15 protein-coding genes are annotated in these 16476 nt (G+C 50.9%); 1 reads left to right on the top strand and 14 read right to left on the bottom strand.

The genetic code is table 11. The features are described from left to right. Positions 1 to 27 precede the first annotated feature (27 nt). The 8 genes from ACOSDR_RS10730 to ACOSDR_RS10765 form a co-directional block, all read right to left on the bottom strand. On the bottom strand, positions 28 to 1029 hold the full coding sequence (locus tag ACOSDR_RS10730) for an N-acetylneuraminate synthase family protein (RefSeq protein WP_420731217.1): 1002 nt from the start codon (positions 1027 to 1029) through the stop codon (positions 28 to 30). After that, positions 1026 to 2825: a hypothetical protein gene (locus tag ACOSDR_RS10735; RefSeq protein ID WP_420731219.1), complete on the bottom strand. Its 1800-nt coding sequence runs from the start codon at positions 2823 to 2825 to the stop codon at positions 1026 to 1028. The genes ACOSDR_RS10730 and ACOSDR_RS10735 overlap by 4 nt, the downstream gene beginning before the upstream one ends. Before the next feature lie 115 nt (positions 2826 to 2940). Then, complete coding sequence (gene pseC, locus ACOSDR_RS10740; RefSeq protein WP_420731220.1) at positions 2941 to 4116, bottom strand: UDP-4-amino-4,6-dideoxy-N-acetyl-beta-L-altrosamine transaminase; 1176 nt, start codon at positions 4114 to 4116, stop codon at positions 2941 to 2943. A gap of 10 nt (positions 4117 to 4126) precedes the next feature. After that, complete coding sequence (locus ACOSDR_RS10745; RefSeq protein WP_420722594.1) at positions 4127 to 5086, bottom strand: hypothetical protein; 960 nt, start codon at positions 5084 to 5086, stop codon at positions 4127 to 4129. 14 nt (positions 5087 to 5100) lie between these two features. Further along, positions 5101 to 6108: a UDP-N-acetylglucosamine 4,6-dehydratase (inverting) gene (pseB, locus tag ACOSDR_RS10750; RefSeq protein WP_420722593.1), complete on the bottom strand. Its 1008-nt coding sequence runs from the start codon at positions 6106 to 6108 to the stop codon at positions 5101 to 5103. 19 nt (positions 6109 to 6127) lie between these two features. Beyond that, the gene (locus tag ACOSDR_RS10755) at positions 6128 to 7117 is read right to left on the bottom strand and encodes a hypothetical protein (protein WP_420722592.1); all 990 of its coding nucleotides are present in this window, start codon (positions 7115 to 7117) and stop codon (positions 6128 to 6130) included. After that, positions 7114 to 7710, bottom strand: a complete 597-nt coding sequence (locus ACOSDR_RS10760) for a DapH/DapD/GlmU-related protein (RefSeq protein WP_420731222.1) — start codon at positions 7708 to 7710, stop codon at positions 7114 to 7116. Before ACOSDR_RS10760 ends, ACOSDR_RS10755 begins: the two co-directional genes overlap by 4 nt. An 11-nt stretch (positions 7711 to 7721) precedes the next feature. Continuing rightward, on the bottom strand, positions 7722 to 8873 hold the full coding sequence (locus tag ACOSDR_RS10765) for a DegT/DnrJ/EryC1/StrS family aminotransferase (protein WP_420722590.1): 1152 nt from the start codon (positions 8871 to 8873) through the stop codon (positions 7722 to 7724). 170 nt (positions 8874 to 9043) lie between these two features. Here ACOSDR_RS10765 and ACOSDR_RS10770 point away from each other — a divergent pair, with 170 nt between their 5' ends. Beyond that, entirely contained in the window at positions 9044 to 10069 is a 1026-nt protein-coding gene (locus ACOSDR_RS10770) for an SDR family NAD(P)-dependent oxidoreductase (protein ID WP_420722589.1), read from the top strand. Between the two features lies 1 nt (position 10070). Here ACOSDR_RS10770 and ACOSDR_RS10775 read toward each other — a convergent pair whose 3' ends face one another. The 6 genes from ACOSDR_RS10775 to ACOSDR_RS10800 all read right to left on the bottom strand — a co-directional run bounded on the left by ACOSDR_RS10775 (position 10071) and on the right by ACOSDR_RS10800 (position 16474). Continuing rightward, positions 10071 to 10802 (bottom strand): hypothetical protein, encoded by a 732-nt coding sequence (locus tag ACOSDR_RS10775; RefSeq protein ID WP_420731224.1) that lies wholly within the window; start codon positions 10800 to 10802, stop codon positions 10071 to 10073. A gap of 107 nt (positions 10803 to 10909) precedes the next feature. Continuing rightward, a complete protein-coding gene (locus ACOSDR_RS10780; RefSeq protein WP_420731225.1) occupies positions 10910 to 11923 on the bottom strand; it encodes a (2Fe-2S)-binding protein in 1014 nt (337 codons plus the stop codon). Beyond that, entirely contained in the window at positions 11845 to 12621 is a 777-nt protein-coding gene (locus ACOSDR_RS10785; protein WP_420731226.1) for a class I SAM-dependent methyltransferase, read from the bottom strand. Before ACOSDR_RS10785 ends, ACOSDR_RS10780 begins: the two co-directional genes overlap by 79 nt. Before the next feature lie 35 nt (positions 12622 to 12656). Beyond that, positions 12657 to 14525 carry an ABC transporter ATP-binding protein gene (locus ACOSDR_RS10790; protein ID WP_420731227.1) on the bottom strand — a complete coding sequence of 623 codons (1869 nt, stop codon included), beginning with the start codon at positions 14523 to 14525 and terminating at the stop codon, positions 12657 to 12659. Next, the gene (locus tag ACOSDR_RS10795; protein ID WP_420731228.1) at positions 14518 to 15219 is read right to left on the bottom strand and encodes a cytidylyltransferase domain-containing protein; all 702 of its coding nucleotides are present in this window, start codon (positions 15217 to 15219) and stop codon (positions 14518 to 14520) included. Before ACOSDR_RS10795 ends, ACOSDR_RS10790 begins: the two co-directional genes overlap by 8 nt. 7 nt (positions 15220 to 15226) lie before the next feature. Next, positions 15227 to 16474 carry an N-acetyl sugar amidotransferase gene (locus ACOSDR_RS10800; protein ID WP_420731230.1) on the bottom strand — a complete coding sequence of 416 codons (1248 nt, stop codon included), beginning with the start codon at positions 16472 to 16474 and terminating at the stop codon, positions 15227 to 15229. Positions 16475 to 16476: the final 2 nt, after the last annotated feature.

The raw sequence follows: 16476 nt of genomic DNA on the forward strand, positions 1-16476 counted from the left end.
CTTTCACAAGGCAACGTAATTGGGCTGTCATTTCCAACCCTCCAAATGTTCTGGCCGCAGCACGGTTCCAGCCGTCAAGAATTGAGAGACACAGCACCCAATCACCCGCCGCAACTCTTTGGGAGGCAGACCGCCTGGCTCCACATCCTTGGCCGGTCGACGATAGGTGACGTCGCTGTCTAACAATGCGGTATGGGCATCAATATCCCGGGTGACGACCAGAACGCGATGCGCCCAGCGGCGCATTTCCAGTTCCGCGTCGCTCATTACACGACCGGGCGTACCAACCATTTTTTCCGCAACCCGAATCTTGCGGACCATTTCTTTGAAGGCGATCGGATCCAGGGATAAGTGATGATCGAAATCCGGTCGCGTCACATCCAACGTAAAGTGCTTCTCTACCATCGTTGCACCGAATACCACGGCAAGCATGGCCGCCTCGTCGCCCAGACTATGATCCGAAAAGCCGGGCCGTACATTCCATCGATCGGCCAGCCAGGGAATAGAAGACAGATTCAGCAGTTCAGGAGCGGCTGGATAAAGAGACGTGCAATGCAACAATGTGATATCGGTTGCACCACCTGCCCGCGCCGCCTCCATTGCGTCCTGGATATCATCTTCCGTCGACATGCCCGTCGACATAATCAGAGGTCGCCCCTTGGAAGCAAGATAATGAACGATTGGCGTTGTCGTCAGTAGGCCAGAGGAAACCTTATGGGCGTCGGGGTCCAGTCTATCCACCCAATCAATGGTAACGGGGTCAACAGCAGTCGTGAACGCCGCCATCCCCAGTCTTCTGGATTGTTGGAAGATTTGCGCTGTCTCTTCCGGCGTCAAGGCACTGCGTTTGAATAGCGTGTAGCTTGGGCTGTTTTTATCGTAGCTGATATCAGCATCGACAGTCTGAAGTTTAATCGCGTCCGCCCCGGCCCATGCCGCCTGCGCAACCATTTCCGCACATGTTTCAACGCTTCCCTCATGATTGATGCCAATTTCTGCTACGACGACACAATGGGATCGATGGATCATGATGCTGCACCTTTTGAAACCTGCGCTAAGATAATATCCACAGCCCGCCTGCCCGCATTTCCTTTCGGGCCCGATATGGCCTGATCCAGCAATTCTTGGCGCGCATTCTTCTTCGCAGCATATTGTTGTTCGATATCCTTGATCGGTTGAGACAGAAACGCCCGCAATGTCTGATGCATATCAGGATCATCCCAATCGAACAGAAACAGACTGTCAGCAAAAGCCTGACGATATTCTTCCCGTAATGGTGCATGCGTCGGGTGATTGATGAACACAACTGGAAGACCGGTCAGCAGACACCAGCTGACCGTACTGGTCGCACGCGCCGTAATAATGACCTTGTGATGATGCGCAATGTAACGCAAATCAATGTCCTGATCGAAAACCGTGATACCGGGTTCTTTAGAAATCGCCTCCAAGACTGGATCGCCATCCACGTAACAATCTCTCGCCGGATAGGGTTTGTACTTCACACCATGCGGCAGTTGACCGAAGACATTCCGAACCAGGCTTATTTCCCGGCGCGTCTTCTCCAGGTCCGACACGCCACCCGAAGCATGATTCACATTCCCAACAGGCAGCATGGTAGAGACATAAAGCAGAGGATGAGCACGATCCTCACCCGATGATCGCTGCATGCGTCGATATACTGCGGGCATGCCCACAGTATGAATTTGGGCCCTGTTGAAGGGGGTGTCATTTGATATGCGCGTGGCTTCCGGATTGAATGTCATAAACAGATTTGTTGCCGTATTCTCGAAATTGCACGTCAGTGCCTTATGAGAACCGGCAATTTCACGCGTTACGCCATGCTGAAAGCCAACAACCGGCACAGACAGGGTTTGTGCAATCCTTGCGGCGGCAATGGCTGAAGGGGCATTCGTAACGGTTGTCAGCACGACACTGTTTTTAGTGCCCACCAACCCTGGAAGCTTCCTTTCCCAATACTGCAACCCAACGTCATACTCTGCCAGGGCCCGACTTAAGACTGAGTTAAAATGGGCCAGGGCCGGTGCAATAACAGAGGGTGTGAAGTGGGTTTTCAAGAATGTGTCAAAAGGCTGCAACAGCCTCGCTGGAATTGCTTCTAACTTAAGACTCTCACCAATCGTATGTTTTGCCGACATCGTGCGCAGGGCATAGCCATGCCGCACCAATCCAAAAGCGGCTTCCTTCACAAACTCTGAGTCATGAAAAACCAGCGCAACTGGACGGTTTTTTATCGACCGTGACCGCCAGAATCGCTCCACCAGCCGAAATCCGATATCCGCAAATCCGGACAGTACCAGTCTTTGCCGCAGGGAGGGAATGGCAGTCCCGATCTTTGGCACAATTTCATGGGGCACAGCGATCCGCTGGAAATCTGGATTGCCCTGCAACAGAACCGGCCATATAGCCTCCAACCGATGATCCAGGGCAAGCTGACCTGTCTGAGCCGCCAGATAGAGCCGGGGTTCCTTAAAATCTGCCTCTGCCAGGCACAGGGCACGGGTCAATTGATGATGGACAACGACACTGACACGGGCGGCGATCAGGGCTTGATCATGATCTTTCCCGGCATCACGCCAATGCGCGAATAGGGACGAAGCCAGATGGCCCGCCTGATACCAGTAATCATTCAGGGTATCTTCAGAGACCGGTTCCGGCTCAACCCCTGTCGTACCGGATAATAACACGGCTGGTGAAGCGCTGAATATCCGGGCCGTCTTAGGTAAATTGCAGCGTCTGGCGTACCTGATCGCCTCCAGACTGTCGCAAAAGACATGTCTGAAACGGCTGAAATCATGGTTGTTCATACTAAGATATCAATCCAGAAATAATCACTTGGAGTATTCGCTTCTTGTCCGCGAACGGCATCTAACCTGAAAAGCATGCGTGAGTTTACAGCAAAATTGGCTGATTTCATGTGTTCTAAGGAGCGAGGCATTGCCGAACCTTATCGGCAATAAACTCCTGATCCTGTTCTGTCAGTTGAGGGTATAATGGGAGACTGAGTGTGCCGTCATAATAGCGCTGTACCCCGGGGAGAACCTGCCCGCCCAAGGATTGGAAATAGGGCTGAGAGGAAACGGGTATGTAATGAACCTGTGTGCCGATCCCCACATCTGCCAGCGCGCGCATGACATCGCCCCGGCGGCGTTTCAGTCCAGAGAAATCAATCGACACGGCGTAAAGATGCCATGCATGAGACTCCGGATCATTGGGAATAAAGGGGGTCGACAGTCCCGGAATATCCGCCAGAAGGTCATTATACCGACGTACAAGGTCCCTGCGGATCTGCAACCCCTCAGGCAGTCGCTTCAGTTGGCTTAAACCTAGGCTGCAGGCCAATTCATCCGCCCGATAGTTCCATCCGATCTCCTGCATTTCATAATACCAGGGGGCGTTGGGCTCCGGCGCCTGTGTCCATACATCTGCGTTGCGCTCTAAGCCATGGTTCCGCAACAGGCGCATTCTGACAGCCAATTCGGGATCATTGGTCAGTACAGCGCCGCCCTCTCCCATTGTCACATGTTTTATGGCATGAAAGCTGAACGCCGCCGCTATGCTATGGGAACAATCTCCGATACGATGACGCCCTGCCGTCGAATTATATGCGGCGCCGGGCGCATGACAGGCATCCTCCACCAAAAGAATGTTATGGGCCTCTGCCACAGCCTGCAGGGCAGGAAGATCCGCGACGCGCCCCCCAAGATGAATGATACTTGCTGCACGGACCGGAAAATCAGCGCTTTCTATGGCCCGTTGCAAGTCGTCTGGTGTCATCAATCCCGTTGTCGGATCAGTGTCAGAAAACGATACGGGCGCACCGCACATCCGGGCCGCATTGGCTGTTGCGACAAATGTCAACGGGGACGTCACAAGACCGGCCTGTGGTCCAAGACCTAACGCCATGTAGATCAGATGCAGCGCCGCAGTCCCTGAGTTACAGACAACCGCCTGTTGACCGCCAAGACACTCGCAAAGGGCCGTTTCGAACGCTTCCAAGGCCGGACCTTGGGTCAAAAACTGCCCTTTAAGGGAGGATACAACGGCCTGTATATCCGCGTCTGATACATCGGGTCTGGAATATGGATATTTTATCATCGCGCTGACATCATTTCATCATTTCCCGTATTAAATCGGCAATTCGCTTTGCCCCTGCCCCATCGACCAAACGCATCGCATTGCAACGCAGGTCATTGCGAAGGGCCGCACCGCCTATAAGCGCCTCTGTCCGTTCTGCAATTTCCTGTAAATCCGGTTTTGAAATCGATGCCGCATGTAAATCCGCCCAAGCACAACACAGTGGTTTCTGGGCCTCATTTTGCGCTATTAACAGGCTGGGTAAGCCACAAAAAGCGCGTTCTGCCTGGGAGATTCCGGGGGCCCCAATGGCCAGGTTATGGGTTGCGTAAAGCGGACCCATATCATGGACCCCCTCCATAAGAGACATATCCGCATGACCAACAAGCCGTTGGCGAATGTCATCACGATGCGGCGCATGATCGCCCAATACACATGTAACCGAAATGTTCCAACGCCTTCGCACCAATTCCAATGCGGACAGCACAAGCGCTGTTCGGTTGGACGAGTCCCGCGCGCCAAAGGAAACCAGAATACGTGCCGCATCGCCAATCTCAGCGACCGACTTTCCACGATAGGAAGAAAACCCAGCAGAGACAATCTGGTACTCAAGACCCCCGTAAATGTTGTCTTCAGACTTCTGGAATGCCTGGGGTGCCACAACCCGGTGGACATCCGGAAAAGGCGGATAATCGCATATCGCCAGACAAGGGACTGATCGGGAAAGAGTTGCAATGGCCTCTGGTTTAAGAAGATAGGAATCCAGCAGAACCATGCTGACACGCCCCGCGTTCACGGCGACCTTAAGCGCGTCAATACTTTCTGTTTCCCGCTCAACCTGCACCGTATCGTCGGGCCCCCCCAGATCATGAACTCCCTGCGGATCGGCAAACCAGGTCACAGATTCATTAAAATGCGCGCGAATGGCCTCGCATCGGGCGATATGACCACGACCGGCAGTGAAGGACGAGGCAACCCGAATACCAAGCATACCGCTGCAGAACCTTATCCAGCCTCTACCGACGCAACAATCTGCTGCAATTCGTCTGGTGTAACCCACCAGTCATTCGTGCCGCTGGCATATTCCCATCCTGGTGTGACCTCTTCGCCCAAGGAGCTTGCCCGCTCGGCGAAGGCTTTCATATCCCACCAGCTATGTTGCGGCTGAATAACGTAGTAATCACCGATCCGAATACAATTCCGTGATTCTTCCGCGGGGATCATGACTTCGTGCAGTTTTTCACCGGCCCGGATGCCAACAACGTCGAAGTCCTGAGAGCCGGTAATCAACGGAACGAGATCTGTTACCTTGATACTGGGCAGGCGCGGCACAAAAATCTCCCCCCCCAGCATATCGCTGAGGGCGCGCAGGACGAGGTCGACCCCCTTATCCAGAGTGATGACAAAACGGGTCATGCTAGGATCTGTGATTGGCAGTCGGGTAACACCCTGAGCGGCCAGCTTTTTGAAAAACGGGATGACGCTTCCCCGGGATCCGATAACGTTCCCATAGCGCACGACCGAAAAGCGGGTCTTAACCGTACCGGAAAGATTATTCGCCGCAACAAACAGCTTATCGGAACAAAGTTTCGTTGCGCCATACAGGTTGATTGGATTGGCAGCCTTATCCGTAGACAGAGCGACAACCTTGGAAACCTTATTGGCAATGGCTGCCTGTATGATGTTTTCGGCCCCCAGGACATTGGTCGCGATGCATTCCATCGGATTGCGTTCGGCCACCGTAATGTGCTTGATCGCCGCAGCATGGATAATGATATCGACGCCGGAACAGGCCATCATCAGGCGGTCCTTGTCGCGCACATCACCGATGAAATAACGTAACGCTGGATGCTTCTCCTCGGACCAACGCTGTGCCATGTCAAATTGCTTCATCTCATCCCGGCTAAAGATGATCAGCTTCTTCACGTCATATTTTTCTAGAACCGTTTCTACGAATTTTTGACCGAAGGACCCGGTCGCACCGGTTACAAGAACAGTTTTTCCATTTAACATTGGCTTCTCCAGCACACATTCATTTCAAAGTGACTTCAATATCATTCAATGCCGTAAGCACAGCATCCACCACCCGTTGTAAGCCGCACCGCGCAATCTGTGCCGTTGCGCGGCTGGACCTTTCATCACAGCCAGATGATGTCTTCCTCAAAGCCTGAAACAACGCCTCAGGGGAGATCGTCGACAAGAGGCCAGCATTCACAGCAAAACCAGCCTTCTCCAGAAGAGCGCCATACTCAGCCTGAAACGGCTTTTGCCCGACAACACAGACCCCAGCCCCCAGGGCCATCGCCTCATAAGCAAAATGCCCATAAGAGCAAAGGACAAGTTCTGATCCCGCGATCAGCGGAAAAACAGATGGCAACCTGCTCCATTCCCGGAATGTCTGATGCGCGGCCAAACGCCCTTCAGGGGAAACATAGTCCCCAACAGGCGATTGCAAGATATCAACATGATGGACGCTCGACATACCTGCCACAACGTCCAGCGCCATAAGCATGGCTGAATTGCCCTGACCACCGCCCAGGGCAATCAGAAGGCTTCCCTTCCTGGGATTAAACAGAATGTCCTGTGGAATATCTGTCGGTGCGAATTCCAACCCCCATTGCACCATCGGAGGGATGCTATTCTGACCAGACGGTTTGTAACCAATCACCATCGTATTCGAGGGGACGGTGTTTGGGGCAACCAAACCATTGGCCATAAAAACACATAACGTCGATCGCTTTGCAACTGCCTGAAGGGCAGACAGATCAAAAATTTGCGGATCTTCAGTGTTATCCATCGTGTCATAAATGGCGAGCGCCATGGGGCGTTGATCATCAATGGACAGAATAGAGCCGGAAAAGCCATTTTGCTCTATCCGGTGCTGTGCGCCCTCACTGTAATGGCCTTGAAACCAAACACGGAAGCCTTTTTCTGACAACATGCGACCAAGCTGCAGACACCGCGCCAAATGCCCAAAACCATGCTGAGGCGATGCATCACAGCGAAACAGCACATCTGTCATCGGGCCGGATTGCCCTTTACAACAGTGCCTGCGGGCACATCCTTTGTGACAACCGCGCCCGCGCCGACAAGTGCGCCGGCCCCTATGCTCAGTCCTGGCAGAACAGTCGCATTCGCCCCGATGTAACAATGGTCTCCAAGCGTGACCTTACCCAGGACAACAGCGCCAGGCCCTATTGTTACGAAACGCCCAACGACACATTCGTGCATGATGGAGCCGCCAATATTGACGCGCACACCTTCAGACAAGATGCATCCCTCTGAAACATTTCCCAAACGCTGAAGGAACAATCCAGATGCGGGTTCAGCGCCCAGATATCCCCCGGATACCGGAGGGAAATCAAGCCCGGCGTCTATTAGGCTGCGATAAACCTGTTCGCGAATGCGTGAATTGTCGATCGCCAAAACCGCCGACGATGCATTGCTTTTCTGGCAGGCATCCAGGTCGTTCCCATATGCGGGCAAATCAAACCAGCGTGTCTGCCTGCCACCAAATATCGGATCACTGACCCCGGCCAGGGAAATCCCTAACGCATGACACAGGCCCAGGGCCTCTGGACTGGCACCGAAAAGAAGATAGGTCGGCTTTTCCATTATTGTACGTGCTACTTCTTGCAACCTGGCAATACGCTGGCGAGACGGTCACAGATGATATCAACTGCATCCTCTTCAAGGGACGGATACAGCGGAAGACTCATTGTTCGAGAGGCCACGTTCTCGGTTAAGGGCAGGCTCCAGCCAGCCTTGGCGTAATGACCGAAAGAATGTACCGGCTCGTAATGAATGCTGGTCTGAACCCCCAACTCGTGCATTGCTAAACGCGCGCGATCCCGATCGTATTCTTCGTCGACAATGACTGGTAAAACATAATGCGCAGGCGTGCCGCGCGCGCCATGATTGGGGAGAGAAACCCCCGCTATCTGCGCCAATCGTTTCGCATAATGCGCCGCCAGCCTTTTCCGCATGGTCAAGGCCACAGGCAGGCGGGACATTTGCGCCAGTCCGATTGCGGAGCGAATTTCATCCAGGCGATAATTGTAGCCAAGCTCGGTAACATCATAACCCATCGCACCCTTTACACGGTCATATGTCGTGTTGGTCATTCCATGCGCCCGCAACAGGCGGGCCCGTTGCGCCAATGCGGCGTCATTGGTAACCAGCATACCCCCTTCCCCGGTGGTGATTGCCTTGTTGGAATAGAAACTGAAGCAAGCGGTCTGTCCGACGCTGCCGATCATTTTTCCGGATGCGATACTGCCCCCCAGACCATGACAGGCATCCTCAATGATGGGAATGCCATGGGCCTGTGCCACCCGCTCAATAGCATCCATATCACAGCTATAGCCGCCATAATGCATGACACATATGGCTTTCGTTTTTTTCGTGATCGATGCTTCAATCGCCTCAGCGGAAATAGTCCAATCGCTATCACTCACAATATCTGCAAAAACAGCCTTACCGCCACAATATGCAACGGCATTTGCCGTCGCCACAAAAGTCAAGGATGGCACGATAACTTCATCCCCCGGCCCCACATCCGCCAGCAGGTAAGCGATATGAAGCGCAGAAGTGCAGGAACTGAGCGCGACAGCATACTTCACACCAAGGTATTGCGCGAATTCCTCCTCAAACTGCTTGCAGCGCGCCCCCATCGCCAGCCATCCACTGTCTAAAACAGACAAAACAGCGTCTTTCTCAATTTGACCAATATCAGGTTCAAACAAGTTGACCTTACGACCATCATCTGTCGAAGACATAGTACTGACTATCCATTCTCTATGTTGGAACGCTGTCGAAGCGTTGGCTATTAGTTGCTACTTGTTACGGCGTGGGGTCAGAACAGCTTGAGAAGATTAGACACTATGTTTGACAATCCTCTAATAGACAGAGATGTATGCGCAATATCACCATCTAGAAAGAGAAAACCATGCCATTAAGTGCCGAAACCTTTTTCACAGGAAAATCTGTTCTTGTTACAGGTGCCGATGGTTTCATCGGATCTCATTTGACGGAAACCCTGCTTTCGCAAGGGGCAAATGTCAGGGCGCTTGCGGCCTATAACGCTTTTGGCAGCAGTGGTTGGCTGGATGATCTGTCTTCCGACAATCGGGCTTCGATCGAAATCGTCCGCGGTGATATTCGCGACCCGGCCTATACCGATAAAATTGTGCAGGATATGGATATCGTTTTCCATCTTGCCGCGCTGATCGCCATTCCTTTTTCCTATGACGCCCCACAAAGTTACATTGATGTAAACCTGACCGGCACAGTCAATATTATGGAAGCTTGCCGGAGACACAAGGTCACAAGAATGGTTCACACTTCAACATCTGAAGTATACGGAACCGCATTGTTCACCCCCATCACCGAACTTCACCCGATGCAGGGGCAATCCCCTTACTCTGCTTCCAAGATCGCCGCGGATCATATGGTCGAAGCCTATGTAAAGTCTTTCGACTTTCCAGGCGTCATCCTGCGCCCTTTCAACACATATGGACCGCGCCAAAGCGAACGGGCAGTCATCCCAACGATTATTCGCCAAATGCTGGACCCAAACTGTGAGACCGTTAAAATCGGGTCATTGGATCCAACCCGTGATTTCAACTATGTAATGGATACCGTTTCCGCATTTTTGACAGCGGGGGGCCATCCCTCCATCGCCTATGGCACGGCTTATAATGCGGGTAGCGGCGTCGCCGTATCCATTGGCCAAACTGTTGACATTTTGAAAGAAATCATCGGCTGCAATAAGCAGGTTGTTACCGATCAGGGGCGATTCCGCCCTGCCAATTCTGAAGTCATGACGTTGCTTGCAGACTCACAAAAGCTGAACACGGCGACAAGCTGGAAGTCAGATGTGACATTGCAGTCAGGGCTGGAGATGACCGTCAACTGGTGGAAAGACCGCATTGCGAAAGGGCTTGTCCGACCGGATGCGAACTATCTCCTTTAATTCAACTAAGCCGCAACCCGGTTTCGCGCAACACCCGTCGAATAGCGTTTCGTGCAAATCCTGTCATTGTTGTTGATCGATGCGTCGCGCCACCACGCCACATGTCGGTGTGATCAATGTTAAACAGGCTGAATACATCATTGTATGCGTGGCGAATATCCCATAGCGGCAGCCGGTTGTTACCTGTTAACATCACAGTTTCCCAACAACTGTCACCCATCAATGGCTCAAGTGAAGCAATTTCCACCGAATGAGGCGCCACTTTATGTTTCATCTTCTTCCCAGCAGAAGAAGAAAAGCGCGTCAGAATGTCTTTTTCATAGGGGTTTACCAGAAAATAGGAATTTCCAACACCTGATTTAGGATCGACATGAGCGGAAGTATGAACCGCACAGAATTTTCCTGTCGCTTTGACAGATTCAATAATAAGGGGCCGGGCGTATTTCATATCAGGAATCACGGTCATCCATGCCCCAGATGTGAAGGAAAAGAAGCCGTATCCTGGATCAATCTGCACGCGCTGAAACACAGGGCGATCCGCGCAATTGATCATAATTTCTACATATCCCAGATCTTCTGCCTCAAATTGCAGAGACAGAACTTCTGGGGTTGCCACACCATTCTGTACAAAAACAGTTTCTGCAGCATTTGATATCTCTTTACCCGCAACCCAGACTTTCGAGTCGATATCCAGAGTAAAAGACCCCCGATCCGGCACCCGCTTGTCGATCACAGACTGTATATCCAACCCAACAGTCAATCGCGCGACATCTCTGGGAAATAGCGGAAAGATATATGGCGTTACATAGTGAAACAGTTTTTCAGACGTCATCAGTGTGCCTAATTCGGAAAGTGATCAATACTAAGGCTGCCATTGGGCTGCTGGATGAGAATATGTTTTCTGGTATCGATATCGGACGTGACAGTAACTTGTAATACGCCTTCGACGGGGGCCTGTGGAAAAAGATCATCCAGATCTACTATCGTCGCATTGGATGCGCCTAAATCCAAAGCATGCTCCATCTTCCAAGGGCCATACATATCGTGCATTCGCACCGTTACTTTACCAGGGCGACTGTTTGCATTGATGACAGAGATACAACTCTGAAAGCCGCTTTTCGCATGATACACAGTAATTTTGTTACGCGCCCCATCCTTCGTGGCCATTGCCTGTGGTTGGGTATGATATGTGGACACCCAATTCGCACCTTCCAATGCAACCTGCGGGCGGATCGACCCAACCAACCCTCGTTGTTTTGGGTAAAGGCTCAACAAGAACCAGCCATCTTCAATGTGGGGTGGCAGCAAATCCGAGAAGGACACATGCATTGTATCATTAAGGTTTAAATCCTGCCGATAGGTTTTCACGCATTTACCAGCCGCACTGACAAGACGTAACGAAACAGAGTAGGGAACACCGTGATATTTGGACTCAAACAAGACGGGGAAGTTGGAAACTCGCAGTGAGGTTTTGACATTCTGCCTGTTTAAGAAAAACCCGGATGACGTCAAATCTGCGGTAATTGAAAGACCTTTTGTCTTCTGCATTCCCTGCCCTAATCTGGAGGCAACGGAACGCCGCAACGCGACGGTATCATCGATAATCAAATCAAGATCAAGCAGACACGCCGTACATTTTGTCCCGATCTCTGTCTGTGAAACCAGTGATTCAAGTGTATTTTGCGGGTCAGCCAGATGCGCGCGTATATCTGCTTCTGAAACCGAAAAGCAGGCGCATACGATCTTACTTTTTTCGTCCATCCGTGACATGGCGATCAGGCCGTTTGCTTTTTGGTGAGCTTTAAAACCTTTGATACTGGTGACTTTTTCCCATCTTCCAGATCGTCGTCCCAATCTGTTCGTTCTTCATAATCATATCCAAGGGTATCGAGCATGTCATATATCTCTTGTGCCGGATATCGAAAGTCTTTTATCGACGGCTGCTCCAATACATCTGAATACGACTTGGAATAATTGAAAATAAACATACCATCGTCTTTTAATACACGACGCGACGCCACAAGTATTTCAATCATATCATCTTTTGGCATATGGGTGAAAACAGAATACGTGAATATCACGTCGATACTTTTATCATCCAGCCAGGATAGTTTATTGTCCGATCTTGTTAAGAAGACAGGGTTTTTCTGCTCTATTCCTTCTTTCTTCACCCATTCTTCGGCCATTTCAATTCGGCGTCCTGACAAATCAACACCGATATAGTTTCCAGCATCCAGGTATTTCGCCAGGGGAATCCCGGTGCGTCCATAACCACATCCGAAATCGAATACTTTGTGATGAGGCTTCAGTCCCAAACGCTGGAGAAACTCAACATGATACTCGCCGCGAGACCAATCGTACAAACCGCGCTCTTTACCTGAATTGGAGGGGTATTTTTCAAATATCTGCTCAAGCGAATTGTCACGTTCTAAGCGGTTTAACAGCCACGTATAGAAGGCATTCCAATCTTGACCGGTCAGACGAAACAGCCAGCGTACAAACGGCAATCCGTAGTTCCAGAATATTGACCGCATTGATTTCATAATGCCCATGACGAATTCCTTATGACTTAAAAAGTGGACAAAAACTATGAGTTTGCTGTTTCGACATCGCTATCTGAATGATCCTCTAGCGTGACGGCATATTTGTACCAGTTATCCCGTTTACGCATTTCAGCTGGCGCGCCGACATCAACAATTCTTCCCTTGTCCAGAATGACGAGAAGATCCGCGTTGCTGACCGTGGAAACGCGATGGGCGACGATGATGACCGTTATCTTTTGAACATGACTCATCTCTTCAACAGCGCGTTGAATCTTACGTTCAGATTCATAGTCCAACGAGCTGGTTGGTTCATCGAGGATCAAGACGCTTGGATGTACCAGAAAAGCACGAGCCAAAGCCAAGCGTTGCCGTTGACCGCCTGACAGCATAACACCGCCCTCTCCCAGCATTGTATTATAGCCGTCCGGCATCAATTCCACAAACTCATGAGCAAAGGCGGATTTGCTGGCGGAATGAACTTCTTCCTGTGTCGCATCCGGGCGCGCATACAGAATATTTTCATAGACCGTATCATTAAAAATGAAGGGCACTTGCGAGGCATAGGCCACACGTTGGCGCAAGGAAGCGGTGGTAAAATTCTCCAATGGTGTATCATTAAAAGTGATCTGACCGCTTGTCGGATGAACAAAGCGCGACAGAAGATCCACCAGTGTAGATTTTCCGGCACCGGAGGGTCCCATGATCGCGATCATTTTTCCAGCGGGAATATGTAACGTGACATCGTTCAGAACGGACTCATCTCGCCCGCTATATGTGAATGACACGTTGTTTAGTTTTATGTCCGCAGATCGCGCATCCATTACAATGTCGCCGGAACTAACATCTTTTTCTTGGCGTGCCTCCTGCAGAATAGACACAACATTGTTCAGGCTCATGCCAAAGGACGCGATTTGTTGACGCTGCGAGGCAAAGTTTTGGGCAACGGGGGTAAGCCGCAACAAAACAATCACAAACAGACTGATCTGTGAAATGGACAATCCAATGTAGTCCACCGATATATACAAAATTGCCAGGGCAAGGATGGACATAACCGGCGTAATGATCAGTTGTAGCCGCCCGGATATGCGAAACATATCAACAGACAGCGTGAAGAACTTCTGCGCCCATCGATCAAAACGCGCTTCCTCCCGCGACAAAGCACCATATGATTTAATCGTCCGCCATCCATGAAACCGTTCGGAAATAAACGATGAGAACTGCTGACGATGCAAGACCGTGCGCATGCTAAGGTTTCGGCTGATCCGAATATAGTGATTCAGGCTGACCAGGATCAGAACCGTAAAACCCAACGCAATCGTGCTTGCCACCGGGGCTGCAATGAACATAACGCTGACATATAAAAAGAAAGTTATGAACTGCTGTATCAATGTGGCATAGGATCGGATCAAGGCAGCCGTCGCTTGAGCCTGAACATCAATCAGATTCAAGAATTTCCCTGACTCCATTCTTTGCAAATACGATGGCTTTGTCGCCAGAATGGCGCCGAACAGACGTTGAGAGAGATTCTTCCCAACCTTCTGCTTCAGGGAAATCAGGGTCATTGTACTGTGGTAGTTCGACACCTGCCGCAATATCACCAGGCCAAGGATAATCAGGCAAAGGCTCAACAGGGAAATCGGCACATTGAGGAGCTCAGACCCCTTGATCAGAACGGACCAGAACCGGCCTTTTTCCGCCAGGACTTCAAGGTCTCTGTTATTCTCAATATACTCAAAGAGCGGCAGTATCATGGAAACACTGAATGCTTCCAACAATGTGGACAGAACAATCAGCCCGCCACAAAGGCACAGATCTCTCAGCGTCACCAAATTCATCGACCGAATGGTCCGGAGATGATTGCGCCATTCTTTTGGTAACAGGTAGCTTGATATTCGCAACGACGCCTTAATCATAATATCCTTCTTCAGCACTGCATAGCAGCGCCTCTGCAACCCGCCAGTCATAAGGCGTGTCTATATCCACGGAACAATCATCGGTCATGACAAGCGGCACGGTACGCTTTGGAAAGAATGTCTCTTCCGTGCGTAATATTTCGGTTCGTATCGCATAGAACGCGCCATTTGGCACAAATGCGTCTTGGACGCCATGACTCTTTACGTTTGAGATGGGCCCCAGAAAGCCATGATCGGCTTTCTGATAAATGGCGCGCAGTCCATGTGCCAACCGGGTCACACCAACAACTGCGTCCGCATCTGGTGTGGACTTTAACAGTGAAACACCCTGCTGCAGACAAGCCGACCCCCGTAATGGTGACGTAACCTGCAACAAAACAATAAAATCAGGATCCGCGCCGTGGTGGCTCTTTTGCCAGTCCAAGGCATGCAGCACAGTGCTGACCGTTGTTGTATCATCCTTGGCAAGGTCCGCTGGCCGTTCAAACGGGACATTCCAGCCTAGTCTTCGACCCTCTGCGGCGATAGCAGCATCATCGGTGGTCAACAGAACCGGCAGGCCCAGGCTGGATTGATCGACCCAATGGGCAGTCCATTCCAACAGTGTCTTATCGCCAAGTCGACGCAGGTTTTTTCCCGGCAACCGCTTTGACCCGCCGCGCGCAGGAACAACGATAAGCCCTGTTTCCAACACCAGGAGATTACTTCACTTTATGACGAAGAATCCATTCGCCATTGTCCTTGGCCCAAAGATGAGGAGACCTGAAACTATCGGCGATCTCCAAGAATTCATCCTTATCCATGCTCAAATACTCTAAAAATTCAGGCAGATATTTCTGCGGCAATTCACCGTCATACCGATGGACCAATGCAACGGCTTCATCCCGTTCGATATGGCGGTTTCGAACTTCCTGCGCGGCATCATAAGTTGCGCGACCGATGCCAAATTTTATAAATGTCGTCCAGTAATGGTACCCGTCTGTCTTATCATCAATGCTGTTGTACTTTGAATATGTACCTTCCGTTCGCTCTGTATTCGCCTCAAACCCTGTATGTTCCACCGCGTAATAGTAGCATTCCTGGGGAGTCCATTTCAGGTAATAGCCCAGATAATGAACCTCCACTTTCCCGCGTTCCAACGCTTCTGCCGTGATCGGCAAATAGGGATCCAACTGGCCCGGAAGAATGCCATGTTCAGGCAAGTCTTCCATCGCGACACCGCCAAAATACATTGTCTCCCCAGCCGCCTGCTGCTGGGCAAAGTACGAAGCCTTTCGTTTGGCATTGATGTTTTCATTAATTGGATTGCCGTATTCAGCCTCATTCTCCCCATAGAATACCAGCGGAATACCAAACTGCGCCGCCATTTTAGGGGCATAGTTCTTCTGTCCGATGATAAAGGGCTGAAAGGGATGTAAGAGATTTCGATAAGCCAGTTCGGTTAGCTTGCGATGCACCTGCCCGTCCGGCGTGAACAGAAAATTATCCAACCCGGCCATATGCAGCCAATTCTGGAAATTCTTCCACCCAACATCTGTATAGAGGTGCGGTGCCCAGGTTACCGTCAGGGGGTTCATTTTATATTTGTGCTTCAGGATATGGGAGGCGAAGACAGAATCCTTGCCCCCACTTCCGGGCACAAGGATATCATAGGACCCGTTCCTGGATCGATATTTATCCAGAAGTTCACGCAGATGCGCCTCGCGTTGATCCCAATCTACTTCGCGCTCCTTCATTTCGGCATAGCGACAGGCGTCACAAATACCATCTTCTCCAAAGCTGATCGTGGTTTTCTTGGACTTGGCGTTATGCGCAAATTCAACCGAAGATGACGGGCGCTGATTTGAGATTACACATTTTTTGCAGAAGATAACATCCCGGGGAAGGCCGTATTTGACCTCAAGTTCTTCGGCTGGCGTATCGATTTTGAACATAGTGTTGTCTTTCATTT

Source organism: Hwanghaeella sp. 1Z406 (assembly GCF_048892425.1).
GTDB lineage: Bacteria > Pseudomonadota > Alphaproteobacteria > UBA8366 > Aestuariispiraceae > Pacificispira.